Here is a 16,778-nt window from a genome sequence, read left to right as displayed (position 1 = left end):
GGGCGTTTGAGTGAAGATGCGTCACGAGCTGGGCCGTCTCCCCGTTGGGCAGGGTACGACCCGGTGGCTCTTCCCGATGAGTATTACCCCTGGGGCTGCCCGACGAGCTTCGTGGCGCAATTCTCCGTTACCTTTTGGAGGATATCGTTGTCTTCTTTAGAGACTTCATCGAATTTCTTTACGTCACCGTTGGCAATAATCTTGAGGCCTTCTACGGAGACACCTTGTTCGATAGCACCATCGGCCATGCACTCAACGAATCCGGTAACAATGGATTCGTGAAGTCCGGCTGGGAGCTTGTTACCCGCCTCCTCAATAGCGGAATTGAATCCCTTGTTAAGCCCGGCCACAACCTCATCACGCGAGGGGGCGGCATCCTTTCCGGAACCGTTCGAGCAGGCCGTCAGAGTGAATGCGGTGCAGATAGCTGCAAGACCGGTAACAAGTTTACGCATGGAATTCTCCTCGGAAGAGCGGTGATGGATGAAAGATTATCCACCCACGCGCACCCTACCGGGAGATGGTTACCAGCGCGTGAACACCGGGAAGCCTAAACTATGAACGCCGCCACCCGCGCCCGCCGCGGCGCTCTCCGCGGTCATGCCGATCATGGCGCCGATCCGAGCGCCGCTCAGAGCGGTAATCCGAACCGTAATCGCCCTCATCGCCACGGTTGAAAGAACCGCGGCCACGCCCGCGCCGGTCTCCGCGTGCGCCCCGATCCGAACGCCCCGCGCGATCCGAACGGCTGTGGCCGCCGCGGCGCGCGGCGGGAGCGCCACTGTCTTCAGAAATCCGCAGGGCACGCCCGGAAACCTGGGCCTCGGAAATACGCCGGCGGGCTTCCGGAGAAAGCGGCACCCCAATTTCCACCAGGGAGAAGGTGGGGTAAATATCGATATGGCCCAGGTCTGAGCCGCGCAGCCCGCCTTCGTGGGTGAGCGCGCCAACAATCGCGCCCGGCCGTACCCGGTCCTTGTGCCCGACCTCGATGCGGTAACGCTTCCCGCCCTTGAATTCGCGAGCTTCGCGGCGCTTCTTCTTGAAGGAATCGCGGCTGTCCTCCCCGGTGAAGCTTTCCTCTTCATCCGCGGAAGGCCCGGGATCGCGCACCCCCAAGGCCAGCAGCGCCACGATAATATCCTCGAGGCTCATCGGTGCGGGAGCTTCGGTCGCAGCCTCGTTTTCCGCACCGGTTTCTGTCTTGACATCGGTATTGTTTCCGGTACCGGTTTCGTTCTCGAAGCCTTCTACAGTATCGGTAACGACGGCGCCTTCCGAGTCAGCCGGAACCGAGCTTGCTGCCTCAGCAACGCCCTCGTCAAGCGGGAGGATAGCGGTGGAGGCTGCGGCGTCGTCGTTCTTATTCTGCTGCGCCTCCTGCTGGGCGGCCAGGAATTGCTCGAGGACCTCGCGGTAGACCCCGAGGCGCCCGGCGTCGAAACGGGTGCGGGCCTGCTCCATGAGTTTGGCGGCGCGCAGCTTCGAGACTTCGGCCGGGGTGGGAAGATCGATTTCTTCCATCTTCGATTTGGTGGTTTTCGCGATGCGGCGCAGGCGCGGCAGTTCCTTCGGTGTCACGAAGGTGAGCGAGCGGCCCTCGCGCCCGGCGCGGCCGGTGCGGCCGATGCGGTGCACGTAAGTATCGGCTTCGCGCGGCACATCAAAATTGACGACCAGCCCAATGCGTTCCACGTCCAGGCCGCGCGCGGCCACGTCGGTGGCAATCAGAACATCCAGGGTGCCGTCGCGCAGGCGCGAGACCAGGCGTTCGCGATCCTTTTGGGCGACGTCGCCCGAAAGCGCCGCGGTGGCCACCCCGCGGGTACCCAGCTCAATCGCCAAATCCTCCGCGGTGGCGCGAGTGCGCACGAATACAAGGGCGGCGTCGGCCTCAGAAACCGCGAGAACCCGGGCGAGGGCACCCACCTTGCGGCGGGCCGGAACCACCGCGAATTCCTGGGTAATATTCGCAACCGTGGAGGCCGGCGGGGTGACGGTAATCTCCTCCGGATCATTCAGATGAGAGTCGGCTACGCGGCGAATCGCCGGGGGCATGGTGGCGGAGAAAAGTGCCGAGACGCGCTCGGCGGGCAGATCGGAGGCGATCTTTTCCACGTCCTCCGCGAAGCCCATGCGCAGCATTTCATCCGCTTCGTCCAAAACGAAATAAGAAACGTGGTCGAGCACGAGCGCACCGCGATCAATAAGATCCATAATGCGGCCGGGCGTGCCCACCACCACATGCACACCGTTTTCGAGGGCGCGCAGCTGCGGGGGATAGGGCGAACCGCCGTACACGGCCAGCACTTTGGTATCCGTGCCGCGCGCAAAAGATTCAATGGCGTCCGCGCCCTGGAGCGCGAGTTCGCGGGTGGGTGCGAGCACCAGAGCTTGAACGACGGCGCTGCTAGTATCCACCTGTTCCAGAAGCGGCAAACCGAAAGCGGCAGTTTTCCCCGTTCCTGTTTGGGCAACACCGATAACATCCCGCCCGCTCAGCAACAGCGGAATGGCCTGCTCCTGGATCGGGGAGGGGTGTTCAAAACCGAGAGCATGAATAGCGGTGAGCGTTTCCTCAGAAAGACCGAGGTCAGCGAAAGTCGCCGGGGTGGCGGTGGAGGAAGAATCAGACGGCGTATTTTCGCCGAGATGTTCAGACATGAATTCCTAACATAGGCACAGGGGGCGCAAACGCGCCGCTACTAGTTTACTCCGGGGTGCAAGCCCGGCGCTGGATATATGCGGTGAGCTTGCCCTCTGTTCGGTAGGGCAAAGGGGTAGTTCGCTGCTGCCGGGGGCTAGTGAGCACCCGGGCCGGCGCTGGAATCTTCGCTGAGCATATCCGAGCCGCTCAGCTTTTCCCCGCCCGGACCCACGCCGCTCAGGCGCTGCGATTCGGCAAGATTTTCCGCGGCCTCGCTGCCCGCCGGTGGCACAATGCGGCTGGCCACCACCGCGCCGGCAATGGTCAGCGCAATGGACACCGCGATGCCGGCCATCAGCGCAATATCTTGCGGCGGGGTAAGCACCGAATAAATAATCCCAATAATTGCGGCTACCAGCGAAGTCCCCATGGAATCGGCCACCTGGAGCGCGGAAGAAGTGCGGCCCTGGCCCTCTTGGGAGGTGCAGGCGAGCGCATGCACGCTCAGCGCCGGGAACGCGAAGCCGCATCCAATACCCGCGATAGCCCACCCGATAATAACGAGGCTGCCGGGCAGAGCATGATGCGAGCCGGCTAGCACCAGGGCAAGGCCGATAGCATCGCCAATTGAGCCCCATAGCGGCAGGCGCAGGCGCAGCGCCGCATTGGTGATCCGCCCGGAGAAATACGATCCCACCGCCCAGGTAATCGAGCCGACCGACAAAATAAGACCGGCTTCCACCGGGCTCCACCCGTGCACATCCTGGAGCAGGAGCGGCAAAAACATCTCAATTGCGGTGAAGGTACCGAGGAGAACGCGGGTGGCAATAGTTGCGGGCAGCCCGCGTATCCCGCGGAAAGTCCCGCGCGGGAAAAGCGGGCGGGCGCAGAAAAGTAGGGCGAATCCGCACACCCCGATAATGGCGAAGGTGTGCGCACTATGCTCCGTTGCCCCGCTCATAATTTGCAGGCAAGCCACCAGGGCGCCGGTCCCGAAGGCAGGAATGACCATGGTGCGAATATTCATCGGCTTTTTGACACGATCAATATCCGGTATTTTATTCATCCCAATAAAGAAGAAGGGCCCGATGAGCAGGATGGTGGCCGGCACGAAACCGAAAATCCACCGCCAGGACATCGCCTCAACAATAATTCCGGCGAGCAGGGGGCCGAAAAGCGAGGGGAGGACCCAGGCCGCGGCGAAAGCGGTGAAGAATCCGGGGCGACGGCGCGGCTGCACGCTATTGCCCACGATTGTGTAGAAGGGCACGATAATGAGGCCCCCGCCCAGGCCTTGGATAGCGCGGCCGGCCACGAAAATTTCCATGCTGGGGGAGACGGTACAGATTGTGAGCCCCACGGTGAGAAGCACAACGCCGGTGTACAGGCAGGAATGCGGGCCTTTGGAATCGGACCATTCTCCGGCGAGCGCCGTCGTCATTAACTGGGCTGCAAGTACCACGCCGAGCGCGAGGGCGTAAAGGTTCTGGCCGTCAAAAGCGCGTGCCACGGTAGGCATGGCCGTGGTGACCGCCATGCTCTCAAAAGCAACGAGCGAAATAAAGCCAACGGAAAAAATACGGAAAAGGCGTTCGCGCTCCGGAGATAGATACCTGCTCATTAGATCCATTAGACCAGCGGAAGGGGGCAGAAAGGAAGAGGCGGAGCCCGGTAAATGCGGTGGTGTGTGCCACCGTGATGTACTGAGGTGCGGCAGGAGCGTAACTTTTGCCCGGAGCGTGCCGCGGGTTCTACCATGGAGCCGGTGCTTGCTCGTCTCGCAAGCACCTTAGGACGGCCCGTCTAGCCGTTTCCCACGATAGAAAGAGTGACAAAAGCGTGTTACGTACTCGTTATGCCGGCTCGCTGCGAGCAAGTGATATTGACAGCGAAGTGACGCTGACCGGGTGGGTGGATCGCCGCCGTGACCACGGGGGTATCGCCTTCATTGATCTGCGCGATGCCTCGGGTATCGCCCAGGTGACCGTCCGTGAAGAAATTGCGCACGAGTTGCGTAACGAATTCTGCATTAAGGTGACCGGGGTCGTGCGCGAACGCCCGGAAGGCAATGCAAATGCCGCCCTGGCCACCGGGGAGATCGAGGTGGAGGCCACGGACGTTGAGGTCCTCAGCCCCGCCGAAGCCCTGCCTTTCCAGGTCTCCGATCATGCCGAAGGTTCCGGCAAGGTCTCCGAAGATATTCGCCTCAAGTACCGCTACCTGGATTTGCGCCGCTCCTATGAGCAGAAGGCGTTGCGGTTGCGCGCCAAGGTGAATCAGGCGGCCCGCCGGGTACTGGACGGCCATGATTTCGTGGAGATCGAAACCCCGACCCTCACCCGCTCCACACCGGAAGGCGCGCGCGATTTTATTGTGCCGGCGCGCCTCAACCCGGGAACCTGGTACGCCCTGCCGCAGTCCCCGCAGCTCTTTAAGCAGTTGCTCATGGTGGGCGGGATGGAACGCTACTACCAGATCGCCCGTTGCTACCGCGATGAGGATTTCCGCGCGGATCGCCAGCCGGAGTTCACCCAGCTGGATGTGGAGATGAGCTTCGTTGATCAAGATGACGTTATTGCGGTGGCCGAAGAAGTGCTGCGCGAAATCTGGAAGCTCATCGGCTACGACCTGTCCACCCCGATTCCGCGGATGACCTTCAAGGACGCCATGGAAAAGTACGGTTCGGATAAACCGGACCTGCGTTTCGGGTTGGAACTCATCGACCTGACCGAGTACTTCAAGGACACCACCTTCCGGGTCTTCCAGAACCCCTATGTTGGTGCGGTGGTCATGCCCGGCGGGGCTTCCCAGCCGCGGCGCACTTTCGATAAGTGGCAGGAATGGGCCAAGGCGCGCGGTGCGCACGGCCTGGCCTACGTCACCATCGCGGAGGATGGCACCCTGGGTGGCCCGGTGGCCAAGAATATTACCGATGCGGAACGCGCCGGCCTGGCCGAAGCCACCGGCGCCAAGCCCGGGGATTGCATTTTCTTCGCCGCGGGTGAGCCGACCTTCTCCCGCGAACTGCTGGGTGCGGCCCGTTTGGAAATTGGCCAGCGGGTAGGCCTCATTGATGAGGATGCCTGGGCTTTTGTGTGGGTGGTGGATGCCCCCATGTTCAAGCCGGCTTCCCAGGCCGCCGCGGAAGGCGATGTGGCCCTCGGTTCACGCTGGACCGCCGTCCATCACGCTTTCACCGCTCCCAAGCCCGAGCACCTCGATACTTTCGATACCGATCCGGCCGGCGCGCTGACGAATGCTTATGACATCGTCTGCAACGGTAACGAGATCGGTGGTGGTTCCATCCGTATCCACCGCCGCGATATCCAGGAGCGCGTCTTCAAGGTCATGGGTATCGATAAGGAAGCCGCCGAGGAGAAATTCGGTTTCCTCCTCGAAGCTTTTAAATTCGGTGCGCCCCCGCACGGCGGGATTGCTTTCGGCTGGGATCGCATTGTGTCCCTGCTGGTCAAGGCGCCGTCGATTCGCGACGTTATCGCTTTCCCGAAGATCGGCAACGGCTGGGATCCCCTCACCGATGCCCCCGCGGAAATTACCGCGCAGCAGCGTAAGGAAGCCGGTGTGGATGCCACCCCAAAGGCTCGCTCCGGCGCGGTAGATGCCGCAACCGGGGCGCCCCTCGCGGAGGAAGCACCGGCGGCCGGTGAGGATGCCGGAGCAGCTGCTGGAAAGTAGCAGTCCGGTTGCCGGGAAGTAGCGGCCAAGTTGCGGGAAAGTAGCGGCTCAGCTGCCGCGTAGCCGGCAGCCGCGAAAAAGCTAGCGGGATAGAAGGAAGACGCCGAGCGTACTCAGATGCGCTCGGCGTCTTTCACACCCGCGAGCAAGCGCGGATCAAGCGCGGTGGCCGGCCCGGTAAGCACCGATAGCTGCCCATTGGGTTCGAGGATGACAGCTGCGACGTCGTCCACACACGCAATGCCGCGCAAACGCACGGCCATCATGATTTCTTCCGTGGTGGTCGAGTGCCGGCGCGCCGCGGGCGTGAGTTCCCCGCGCGCCCAAATAACGACGGGCCGCGCGTGCACCCAGGCCTCCCCGCGGTGGGAGAGCGCGATAAAGCGCAGCAGCGCTTGCATAAAGAAGAGGGTGAGAAGGGCGACGACGCCGCCGGCCAGGGTGGGAGTATGCCCGAGGGTGACGCGCCCCGCGATCGCCCCAATAACGACGACGGCCGCCATATCCGAGGTGGACAGTCGGCTCACCACGTTTTGCCCCAGGGCCCGCAGAATCACCACGAGGAAAAGGTAGATAAGGCAGGTGGCCACCGCGATGGCGCCCGCTTGCAACCAGGTGATACCTAGGAGTTCGGGTAGTTTCAGGTGATCGATCTCAGACATGCCTCCATTATGGCGCGGCGTGCCGGCCGCGTGGCGCCGGTGCGGCGGTGCTCGCGCTTGCGGTGGCATCGGTGGTACTGGCGCTTCCCGGCGTCGAACCCGCGGGGAGCGCTACCGGCGCACTGCCCTTGGCGGTTGCCGGCTCGTGGTGTTCGAGGGTGCGGTGCCCGCCTTCGGATACCCCGAAACGCTGGTAGATGCGCGAAAGCCAGCGCGGCGCCCACCAATTCCACTTGCCCAGCACCGTCATGGTGGCCGGGACCAGGAGGATACGGCTGAGGCTGGTATCCGCAATGACGGTGATGGCCAATAGCACGCCCACTTCCTTAATCGCCAGCATCTGCCCGAAGCAGAAGCCCACGAAAACCGCCACGATAATCGCGGCCGCGGAAGTAATAATCCGCCCGGAACGCTGCAAGCCGAGCGAAACTGCCCGATCATTCGATTCCCCGGCATCCCAATATTCCTTCATACGGGCCACCAGGAATACTTCGTAATCCATGGAAAGCCCGAAGCCAAAGGCCAGGCCGCAGGCCACCACCACCGCGGTAAGTCCGTTAGTTTCCGGCAAGCCGAGCAGGCCGTTATCGAAGAGGAAAGCGGTGAGCCCGAGGGAGGCCACCAGCGAGAGCGAATTAATAATGATGGCCTTGAGGGGAATCAGCACCGAGCCGGTCATGAGGAAGAGCAAAATGAGGACCGCGAGTAGCACCACCGCGAAGGCGATGGGTGCGCCCTCGCGCAGTACCTGATTGAAATCAATCTGGATGGCCGCGCTTCCTCCCACCAGAATCTCCGTATTCGCGGCGCTTTCCGCGTGGGCGCGAATATCGCGAACGGTATTAGTGGCCTGGGCGGAGGTGGGATCCCCACCGCTGACAAATACCCCGAGGTTATGCCAGCCGTTATCCATCTTCGTGGATTCCCCGACCTTGGATACCGCCGGCAGCCCGGCGATCCACTCCGATTGCTCGCGCAGGGCAGCGGCGTCGCCCTTCACCAGGACGGTAATGGCCGGCTGGCTCAAATCTGGGTAATCGCGTTTGAGAATCTCCTGGGTGGTGCCCGGGGACGAGCTCACCGGAATATATTCGCTGGTATCCGTGCGTAAAGTGGTGTCCTTAATGGGAATAATCATGACCACGAGGATGGCCGTCACCACGGTCATAATCACCCACGGGCGGCGCTGCACCCAGCCGGCAATCCGCGAGAACACCCCGTGATCGGTATGGGTATCACCCACCGCGCGCATGAGGTGCCCCAACCCGGGAATTTTCGCGAGCACGGAAGGCTGGGCCAGCCGCGGCCCGGCAATGCGCAACAGGGCGGGCACCAAACTCACCGCGGAAATAACCGCGAGCAGCACGACGACGAAACCGCCCATGGCAATCACCCGAATAATGCGGGAATTGAAGGCCAGCAGCCCGGCAATGGCAAAAGCAATGGTGACGGCGGAGAAGATCACGGTGCGCCCGGCGGTGCGGACAGTGGTGGCCAGCGCCCCTTCCATAATGACGGCCAGGTCTTTCTTCTCCGGGCGCACGCCCGGCCCGTAGCGTTTCTCAATACCGCGGGTGATTTCTTCCCGGTAGCGGGAAACCACCAGCAAGCCGTAATCGATGGAGAGCGCCAAGCCGATAATGGAGACCACGTTGAGCACGAAGGAATCCACATCCGCTACGAAGGTGAGGAGCCAAATACCACCCAAGGTAATAATGATGGCCACAATAGCCCCGGCCAGCGGCATGAGGGCGGTAAGAACCCCGCCGAAGACCAGCACCATGAGGATGAGGGCCACGGGCAGGCCAATGGCTTCCCCGCGCACCAGATCGTGGCGGGCCACGTCGTTAATAGCGGTCATCGCGGCGTTCGCGGAGGTGGCATCCACCTGGACAGAGTGAGCGGCCGCGAAAGAATCGAGCGCCTGCTGGACTTCGGCTTCGGTGGCTTCGCTTTTCGCATCGGAGGTGAAGGTGATGACGAGGGCGAAGCCGCTCGCGGAGCGCAAACCTGCCGTTTCCTCGCTCGCCTGAGTGTGGGCTTGCGCGATGCCTTCTTCACGCGCGGAAGCGATGACTTCTTCCTCGCTGGGCTGGCCCGCCTGGGCCGCGGCCGCCGCGGCGCTTACTTCCTGGGTGGCGCGGGCCTGGGCAGCTTCGCGCGGCATGCCGGCGCGCATGAGCTGCGCGGTAGCCGCCTCAATCTGGGCGGCGAGTTGCTGCTGGGCCGCGGCGGCGGCTTTCTGATATTCCGCGCGTGCCTTTTCCTCCGCCTGGGCGGCGCCTTCCGCTTCGGCTTCCCGCACGAGGGAGGGGGAACTCACCGCGCTGGCAACGCCCGGGATTTTCGCGATCTTCTCACTGAGATCAGCAATATCAGCGGTGAGTTCCTGCGGGTTCGCGGCGCCGTGGACCACGGCCACCATGCGGTAATCACCCTGGGAATCGGTGAGCTCCAGGACGCGGGCGGATTCCGTACCGGTGGTGAGGCCCTGGGTGGAGGACATGCGGGAGAACAGGCCTCCCTGACCGAAACCTGACAGTGCGGCGATGCCGGCAACAACGGCGCACAATATCCAGGTGATGATGACTCTCCACGGGTGGCGAATAGAGGCACGCGCTAACAACTCTGTCATGTCTCTATTATTGCTCATTTTCCCGAAAAATAGCGGTTTTTAAGCCATCTTTGAACGCTTGACCTGGAGCTTTCGCGCACGCCGCCCGTACCCGCCATCCGTATCCGCCGCCCGTACCCGGTGCGCGGCCCGCGCGTGCGCCTAAGCGCCGAGCTCGTAGACTGGGAGGGTGGATCTCTTCGAAAGTAGCCAAGTTGATGCCCGCGGGGTGCCCGATTCTGATACCGGCCCGCTGGCGGTGCGGATGCGCCCGCGCACGGCCGCCGAGGTGGTAGGTCAGGATGAGGTGCTCGCCCGCGGGGCGCCCCTGCGCCGCCTCATTGATGCGGAGGCCGGGTCTGCGCCGTCGTCAGTATTTTTGTGGGGACCGCCCGGGGTAGGGAAAACAACCCTCGCGTACCTCATCGCCCGGTCCGGGCAGCGCGATTTTATTGAACTCTCCGCGGTGAGCGCCGGGGTGAAAGACGTGCGGGCCGCGGTGGAGAGCGCCCGGCGCAAACTGGTGAGTAGCGGCACCGAAACCGTGCTCTTTATTGACGAAGTGCACCGCTTCTCGAAAACGCAGCAGGATGCGCTGCTACCGGCCGTGGAAAACGGGTGGGTGATCCTGGTGGCCGCGACCACTGAAAATCCGGCCTTTTCCGTAGTGGCGCCGCTGCTCTCACGCTCGCTTCTCGTGACGCTACGTGGTTTGAACGACGACGATATCCGCGCCATCATCAATCGAGCCCTCACCAGTGAGCGCGGGCTGGGCGGCGCATATACCCTGGACGAGGATGCGGAATATAACCTGGTGCGCCTGGCCGGGGCGGACGGGCGGCGCAGCCTGACCCTCCTGGAAGCCGCGGTGGACGGGGCGCGCGCCCGCGGGGAACACCGGGTGAGCGTAGAGGATGTGGCGCGGGCCGCCGATGGTGCCACCGTGCGCTACGACCGCGATGGTAATGAGCACTACCAGGTGATTTCCGCTTTTATCAAATCGATCCGCGGCTCGGATGTGGATGCGGCCATGCATTATTTGGCGCGCATGCTAGAGGCGGGGGAGGACCCGCGGTTCATCGCGCGCCGCCTCATGATTTCCGCGGCTGAAGATGTGGGGATGGCCGATCCTTCCGCGCTGCAAACCGCCACCGCGGCGGCCCAGGCCGTGGCGCTGGTGGGGATGCCCGAAGCGCGAATTATCCTGGCGGAAGCCGTGGTGCACCTGGCCACCGCCCCGAAATCCAACCGGGCCTACCGGGCCATCAATGCCGCGATTGCCGATGTGCGGGCCGGGAAAAGCGCCCCGGTGCCCCTGGCGCTGCGCAATGCTTCCTTCAAGGGCGCTGCCGAACACGGCTACGGGGAGGGCTACCGCTACGCCCATGATTACGAGGAAGGTATCGCTCCTATGCAATTCATGCCGGAGGGCCTGGAAGGCACCCGGTATTACGAACCCACCACCCGCGGCTACGAGGCGAATATCACCCCGCGCCTGGCCCATAACCGCGAGGTGCTCGGCCGCGAGAACTGATACACTAGTTCGGTTGCTTTGCGAGAAGTAACACCTGGGGTCTTAGCCGATTGTGTTGGCCCCGAACCGGCGCCACTCGGCGCTGGAACGTACATCTACAGGAGATAATTCATGGCAGGAAATCGTTCTCGTAAGGCCGTGCGTCAGTCGCGCGCCCTGGGCATCGCCCTCACCCCGAAGGCCGAGCGCTATATGCAGCGCCGCCCCTACCGTCCCGGTGAACACGGCCGCGGCCGCACCAAGGATTCCGACTACTCGGTCCGCCTTAAGGAAAAGCAGCGCCTGCGCGCTCAGTACGGCATCCGCGAAGCGCAGATGCGCCGCGTGTGGGAAGAAGCGCGCCGCCAGGATGGTCTGGCCGGTGAAAACCTCGTGGAGCTGCTGGAAATGCGCCTGGATGCCCTGGTGCTGCGCGCCGGCTTCGCGCGCACCATCGCCCAGGCTCGCCAGGTTGTGGGCCACTCCCACGTGATGGTGGACGGCAAGATCGTCAACCTCCCCTCCTACCGCGTGACCCCGGGCCAGGTTGTGCAGGTCAAGCCGAAGTCGCAGGCCTCCCCGCAGTTCCTCGTGGCCGCGCAGGGCGCGCACCGCGATGTGCTCCCCGCGGTTCCCGAATATCTTGATGTTGACCTGGAGAAGCTGAAGTTCACCCTGGTGCGCCGCCCGCGCCGCGTGGAAGTTCCGGTCCAGGCTGATGTCCAGATGATCGTCGAATACTACTCCCGCTAAATCGGTGGGACGTGAGGAAGGGTGCACCCGCAAAGGTGTGCCCTTTCTTTATTTCATAGCTTGGTAGCTATGTGACAGCGATGCCCGCCGCTGCTTCTAGCGCCCACGCAGGCAGCTGCGGCGTCGTCGTAAAAAATATGCCACTCCCGCCCGCGCCTCGAAAATAGCGGGTGGGAGAGCCTGTACCATAGGTGCGTGGCCGGCTCGGCCACATAAGTCATAAGGAGACAAATACGTATGCGCACCGCTGAGATTCGCCGGCGCTGGCTGGATTACTTCGCGAAGCACGACCATCATATTGAGCCGTCCGTGCCCCTCGTGTCGCCCGATCCGTCCATTTTGTTCACGATTGCCGGCATGGTTCCCTTCATTCCTTATATCGTGGGAACCCAGCGAGCTCCGTGGCCGAGGGTAGCCTCGGTGCAGAAGTGCATTCGTACGAATGATATCGATAACGTGGGCAAAACCACGCGGCACGGTACCTTCTTCCAAATGTGCGGCAATTTCTCCTTCGGGGACTACTTCAAGGAAGGCGCTATTGATCTGGCCTTCGGGCTGCTGTGCGCGCCGCTGGACGAAGGCGGCTACGGCCTGGAAATCGAGCGGATGTGGGTGACCATCTGGGAAGAAGATGAGGTCTCCTTCAACAAGCTCGTTGAGGTGGGCGTGAACCCGGCCCATATCGTCAAACTGACCCGGGAAGAGATTTTCTGGTCCACGGGCCAGCCCGGACCGGCCGGCCCCTGCGCGGAAATTCATTACGACCGCGGCCCCGAATACGGCCCGGATGCCGTGGGCGGAACCGTGGACCCGGGCGGGGACCGCTACCTAGAAGTGTGGAACCTCGTTTTCGACCAGTACCGGCGCGGGGAAGGCTCGGGTAGTGACTACCCGCTGCTCGGGGAGCTGGACCAAACCGCTATCGATACCGGCGCGGGCCTGGAACGTATCGCCTTCCTGCTCCAGGGCAAAAATAATATGTACGAAACCGATGAGGTCTGGCCGGTTATCGCCCGCACCCAGGAACTCACCGGGCGTACCTACGGCGCGAACGAAGAAGACGACGTCCGCATGCGCGTGATCGCCGACCACGTACGTTCGGCCATGATGCTTATTAACGACGGCGTGCGCCCGGGCAATGACGGACGCGGCTACGTGCTGCGCCGGCTGATGCGGCGGGCCATCCGCTCGGTTCGCCTGCTCGGGGTGGATGCCGCGGTCCTCGGGGATCTGGTGGAAACCTCGAAGAACGCCATGAAGGAGTCCTACCCCGATCTGGAGGAAAACTTCGGGCAGATTCACCAGGTGGCCGTGGAAGAAGAAGCCGCCTTCCGGCGCACCCTGGCCACCGGCGAACAGATTTTCGCGGCGGCCGTGGATAGCGCAAAGAGCGCGCCGCATACCGGCAAGGTGATTATTCCCGGCTCTGCGGCCTTCACTCTGCATGATACCTACGGATTCCCCATTGACCTCACCTTGGAAATGGCGGCCGAAAAGGGGGTGGACGTGGACGAAAAGGGCTTCCGGGCCCTTATGACCGAGCAGCGCGAACGCGCGCGGGCCGATGCCCAGGCGAAGAAAACCGGGCACGTGGACGCCCACGTGTACCATGAGATTCTCGATGCGCAGGGCGGGCCCACCTCCTTCCTCGGCTACTTAGAAAAGGCCGCGGAAGCGCGCGTGGTGGCCATCCTCGAAAATGGGGTGCCGGTGCCGGCGGTGAGCGCGCCTTCCGATGCCGATGTTATTTTGGACAAGACCCCCTTCTACGCCGAAATGGGCGGGCAGCTGGCCGATCACGGCACCATTAGCGTGGCCGGGGGCGGGATGTTCGACGTCGTTGACGTGCAGGCGCCCGTCAAGGGACTGCATGTGCACCGCGGCTCGCTGACCGAAGGGACCATCGCGGTGGGCGATATCGTGCACGCACAAATCGATACCCTGCGCCGCCACCGGATCGCTCAGGCACATACCGCAACCCATATGATCCACAAGGTGCTCCACGAATTTATCGGGGAGCAGGCCACCCAGGCCGGTTCCGAGGATGCTCCCTCGCGGCTCCGTTTCGACTTCCGGCACGGTTCGCAAATCCCGGTGGATGTGATGACGCAGATCGAAGCGCGCGCCAATGAGCGCCTCCAGGACAACCTGGAAGTCACGTGGGCCGAATACCCGATTGAAGAAGCCAAGAAACTCGGGGCGCAAATGCTCTTCGGGGAGAAATACGGCGATATTGTGCGGGTGGTCTCCATTGATGACGCCTGGTCGCGGGAATTCTGCGCCGGCACCCACGTGGCGAACACCGGTGAAATCGGGATGATTACCGTGCTGGGTGAATCCTCCATCGGTTCCGGGGTGCGCCGTATTGACGCGCTGGTGGGTGAAAGCGCCTACGCGCAGGGGGCGCGCGAACGTGCCCTGGTTTCCCAGCTCACCGCGATGATGGGAGTGCGCCCGGAGGAACTTCCCGAGCGTATCGACACCATGCTCGGCAAGCTCAAGGCGGCCGAAAAGCAAATCGCGGCGCTGCGCCAGAAGGATATTGTGGGGCAGGTAGACACGGTTATTTCCCAGGGCGTACACCTGGGCAATCGCACCCTCTACCGCGCTCACCTGGGCGTGGTGGAAAGCGCGGATGATCTGCGGGTGCTGGCTACGGAAGTGCGCGGGCGCCTGGCTCCTTCCGATGATTTCATCGTGATTATCACCGGGATTAGCAATGAGCGGCCCCTCATCGTGGTGGCGGCCTCCGAAGCGGCGCGCAGTGCCGGGATGAAGGCCGGGGCGCTGGTCTCGCGCGCGGCGAAGATCCTGGGCGGGGGCGGCGGCGGTAAGCCGGACCTCGCGCAGGGCGGCGGCTCGGATGTGACGAAGCTGGATGAAGCCCTCGCGGTTCTGGAAGCGGAGCTGCGCGGCTAATGCGGCGAGGCGTACGGATCGGAGTGGATGTAGGGCGGGCACGCACCGGCGTGGCCAGTTGCGATAGCGACGGAATCCTCGCCACTCCGATCGCCACGCTCCCGGCGAACGGCACGGACGTGAGTGAAGTTGCTCGCGAGGTGCGCGAGCGCGGCGCCATCGAGGTGATCGTGGGTTTGCCGCGCAATATGGACGGAAGCGAAGGCGCCTCCGCGCGGTATTCGCGCAGGTGGGCGCGGCGTTTAGCCCGGCGTATCGCCCCGGTGCCGGTGCGGTTATTCGACGAGCGCCTCTCCACCGTGGCCGCTCACGCCCAATTGCATGAGGCGGGGCGCAGCTCACGGCGCCACCGCGCCGTTGTTGACCAGGTTGCCGCGACCGTTATTCTTAATAATGCGTTGGAAGCAGAGCGGCTCACCGGCGCACCTGCCGGCGAACTCGTGGCGGCGACAACCGAAGCGCAAAGCGAAGCGAAAGGCGATAATGAGTGACGTTTTTGACCGCTTGAGTGCGGACGACGCCGATACCCCGCGCCGTCGCCAATCGGGTGCGCGGGGGAGGTCTCACGGGGCTGGCTCGCAGCGGGGCGGTGAGTTGCGCGGCGCGGCATCGCGAAGCGGCGATTTACGGGGCGGCTCCCCGCGGGGCGCGGCGCGCGGAAGTCATCCGCACGGGCGCGGCTCGCAGGGGCGGGGAAGCTCCGGGCGGGTGCCGGCCGGGCGTAGCGCATCGGGGCGAAATTCAGAAGGCCGCAATGCCGCGGAGGCCCGGCGCCGGGCCGCGGCGCGGCGCAATGAGCGGGCCCGCTTGCGTAGGCGTCGTCGTATCACCACCGGAATTATTACTGTATTGCTTGTCACCGCGCTCACCGCGGCGGCTGTTATTTTCTTCCCGCTCCTGCTGCACAGCTCCGATACCGTGCGCGATTACAGCGGAGAAGGAACCGGCCAGGTAGTGGTGCGGATTCCGGAAGGGGCCACCGGGCGGCAGATCGCCGCGGTGCTCGCCGAAAAAAATATTGTTGCCACCGAGGGCGCATTTATTGATGTTTTTTCCCGCGACCCGCGCTCCACGGGAATCCAGGCCGGGGCCTATACCCTGCGCGAGCAAATGTCCGCATCGGCCGCGCTATCCGCGCTGCTGGACCCGGCCAATGCCGCCACAATTAAGGTGACGATTCCCGAAGGCTTCACGAAATGGCAGGTGCGGGACCGGCTCGGTAACCTCATGGATATCGATGTTGGCGTGGTCGAAGATGCGATGAACGACGCCGCAGCTATCGGGCTGCCCGCGGAAGCCGGCGGGAACGTGGAAGGATGGCTGGCGCCCGCCACCTATGATTTCGATCCGAATACCACGGTGACCGAGGCACTCCAGCAAATGGTGGAGGTCCAGGTGGGGCGCCTGGAAGCCAGCGGCGCGGAGCGGAGCCGGTGGCAGGCGGTGCTCACCACGGCCTCCATTGTGGAACGCGAAGGGCATCCGGCTGATTATCCGAAAGTTGCCCGGGTCATTGAGAACCGGCTGGGGGATAACGCCCCGGAGGTCGCCGGGCGGCTCCAGATGGATTCCACCGTGCTCTACGGGGTGGGTAAATCCGGCGGGGTACCCACCCGGGCCGAATTGGATGCGGATAATCCCTATAACACCTACCGGGTGAAGGGCCTGCCGCCCACCGCTATCGGGGCACCCGGGGTGGAGGCCATTGAAGCGGCCGTCAATCCGGCCGAGGGCAATTGGCTCTACTTCACCACCGTCAATCTGGAAACCGGGGAAACGAAGTTCACGGCCGATTACGAGGAGCAGATGCGTTTCCAGGCCGAATTCCGCGAGTGGTACGCCGCGCACCCGGACGGAGAGAAGAAGGACCACTAGCGCAGCCGCGTATAGGTACGACTGCGCAAGCTGCTTTGGCACGTGCCCATTCGGCGGTGCCGGTACTTATCCCCAGGTTGCCCAAATGGCGGTGCTATC

The 16,778-nt window shown here is 63.3% G+C and carries 11 protein-coding genes; 6 read left to right on the top strand and 5 right to left on the bottom strand.

All coding sequences use genetic code 11. The features are described 5' to 3' along the window. Nucleotides 1-83: 83 nt before the first annotated feature. The 3 genes from QP305_RS00755 to QP305_RS00745 form a co-directional block, all read right to left on the bottom strand. On the bottom strand, nt 84-455 hold the full coding sequence (locus QP305_RS00755; protein ID WP_284903337.1) for a hypothetical protein: 372 nt from the start codon (nt 453-455) through the stop codon (nt 84-86). A 100-nt stretch (nt 456-555) separates the two neighbouring features. Next, nucleotides 556-2,664 (bottom strand): DEAD/DEAH box helicase, encoded by a 2,109-nt coding sequence (locus QP305_RS00750; protein ID WP_284903336.1) that lies wholly within the window; start codon nt 2,662-2,664, stop codon nt 556-558. A 137-nt stretch (nt 2,665-2,801) separates the two neighbouring features. Then, the gene (locus QP305_RS00745; RefSeq protein ID WP_284903335.1) at nt 2,802-4,268 is read right to left on the bottom strand and encodes an MFS transporter; all 1,467 of its coding nucleotides are present in this window, start codon (nt 4,266-4,268) and stop codon (nt 2,802-2,804) included. A 218-nt stretch (nt 4,269-4,486) separates the two neighbouring features. Between QP305_RS00745 and aspS the strand changes: the two genes are divergently transcribed. Further along, nucleotides 4,487-6,343: an aspartate--tRNA ligase gene (gene aspS, locus QP305_RS00740; protein ID WP_284903334.1), complete on the top strand. Its 1,857-nt coding sequence runs from the start codon at nt 4,487-4,489 to the stop codon at nt 6,341-6,343. Between the two features lie 113 nt (nt 6,344-6,456). Here aspS and QP305_RS00735 read toward each other — a convergent pair whose 3' ends face one another. Then, entirely contained in the window at nt 6,457-7,005 is a 549-nt protein-coding gene (locus QP305_RS00735) for a DUF421 domain-containing protein (RefSeq protein WP_284903332.1), read from the bottom strand. Between the two features lie 7 nt (nt 7,006-7,012). Then, on the bottom strand, nt 7,013-9,640 hold the full coding sequence (locus QP305_RS00730; protein ID WP_284903331.1) for an MMPL family transporter: 2,628 nt from the start codon (nt 9,638-9,640) through the stop codon (nt 7,013-7,015). Between the two features lie 169 nt (nt 9,641-9,809). On the opposite strand from QP305_RS00730, the gene QP305_RS00725 reads away from it, so the two are divergent. The 5 genes from QP305_RS00725 (at nt 9,810) to mltG (ending at nt 16,679) form a co-directional block, all read left to right on the top strand. Further along, entirely contained in the window at nt 9,810-11,153 is a 1,344-nt protein-coding gene (locus QP305_RS00725) for a replication-associated recombination protein A (protein WP_284903329.1), read from the top strand. A gap of 111 nt (nt 11,154-11,264) precedes the next feature. Continuing rightward, nucleotides 11,265-11,885 carry a 30S ribosomal protein S4 gene (gene rpsD / locus QP305_RS00720; RefSeq protein WP_016442833.1) on the top strand — a complete coding sequence of 207 codons (621 nt, stop codon included), beginning with the start codon at nt 11,265-11,267 and terminating at the stop codon, nt 11,883-11,885. 237 nt (nt 11,886-12,122) lie between these two features. Further along, entirely contained in the window at nt 12,123-14,804 is a 2,682-nt protein-coding gene (gene alaS, locus QP305_RS00715) for an alanine--tRNA ligase (RefSeq protein WP_284903327.1), read from the top strand. Beyond that, nucleotides 14,804-15,295 carry a Holliday junction resolvase RuvX gene (gene ruvX, locus QP305_RS00710; RefSeq protein ID WP_284903326.1) on the top strand — a complete coding sequence of 164 codons (492 nt, stop codon included), beginning with the start codon at nt 14,804-14,806 and terminating at the stop codon, nt 15,293-15,295. Before alaS ends, ruvX begins: the two co-directional genes overlap by 1 nt. Then, on the top strand, nt 15,288-16,679 hold the full coding sequence (mltG, locus tag QP305_RS00705; RefSeq protein ID WP_284903324.1) for an endolytic transglycosylase MltG: 1,392 nt from the start codon (nt 15,288-15,290) through the stop codon (nt 16,677-16,679). The genes ruvX and mltG overlap by 8 nt, the downstream gene beginning before the upstream one ends. Nucleotides 16,680-16,778 lie beyond the last annotated feature (99 nt).

The organism is Actinotignum timonense, from assembly GCF_030216305.1.
GTDB lineage: Bacteria > Actinomycetota > Actinomycetes > Actinomycetales > Actinomycetaceae > Actinotignum > Actinotignum timonense_A.
This window is presented reverse-complemented; position numbering and strand designations above follow the sequence as displayed.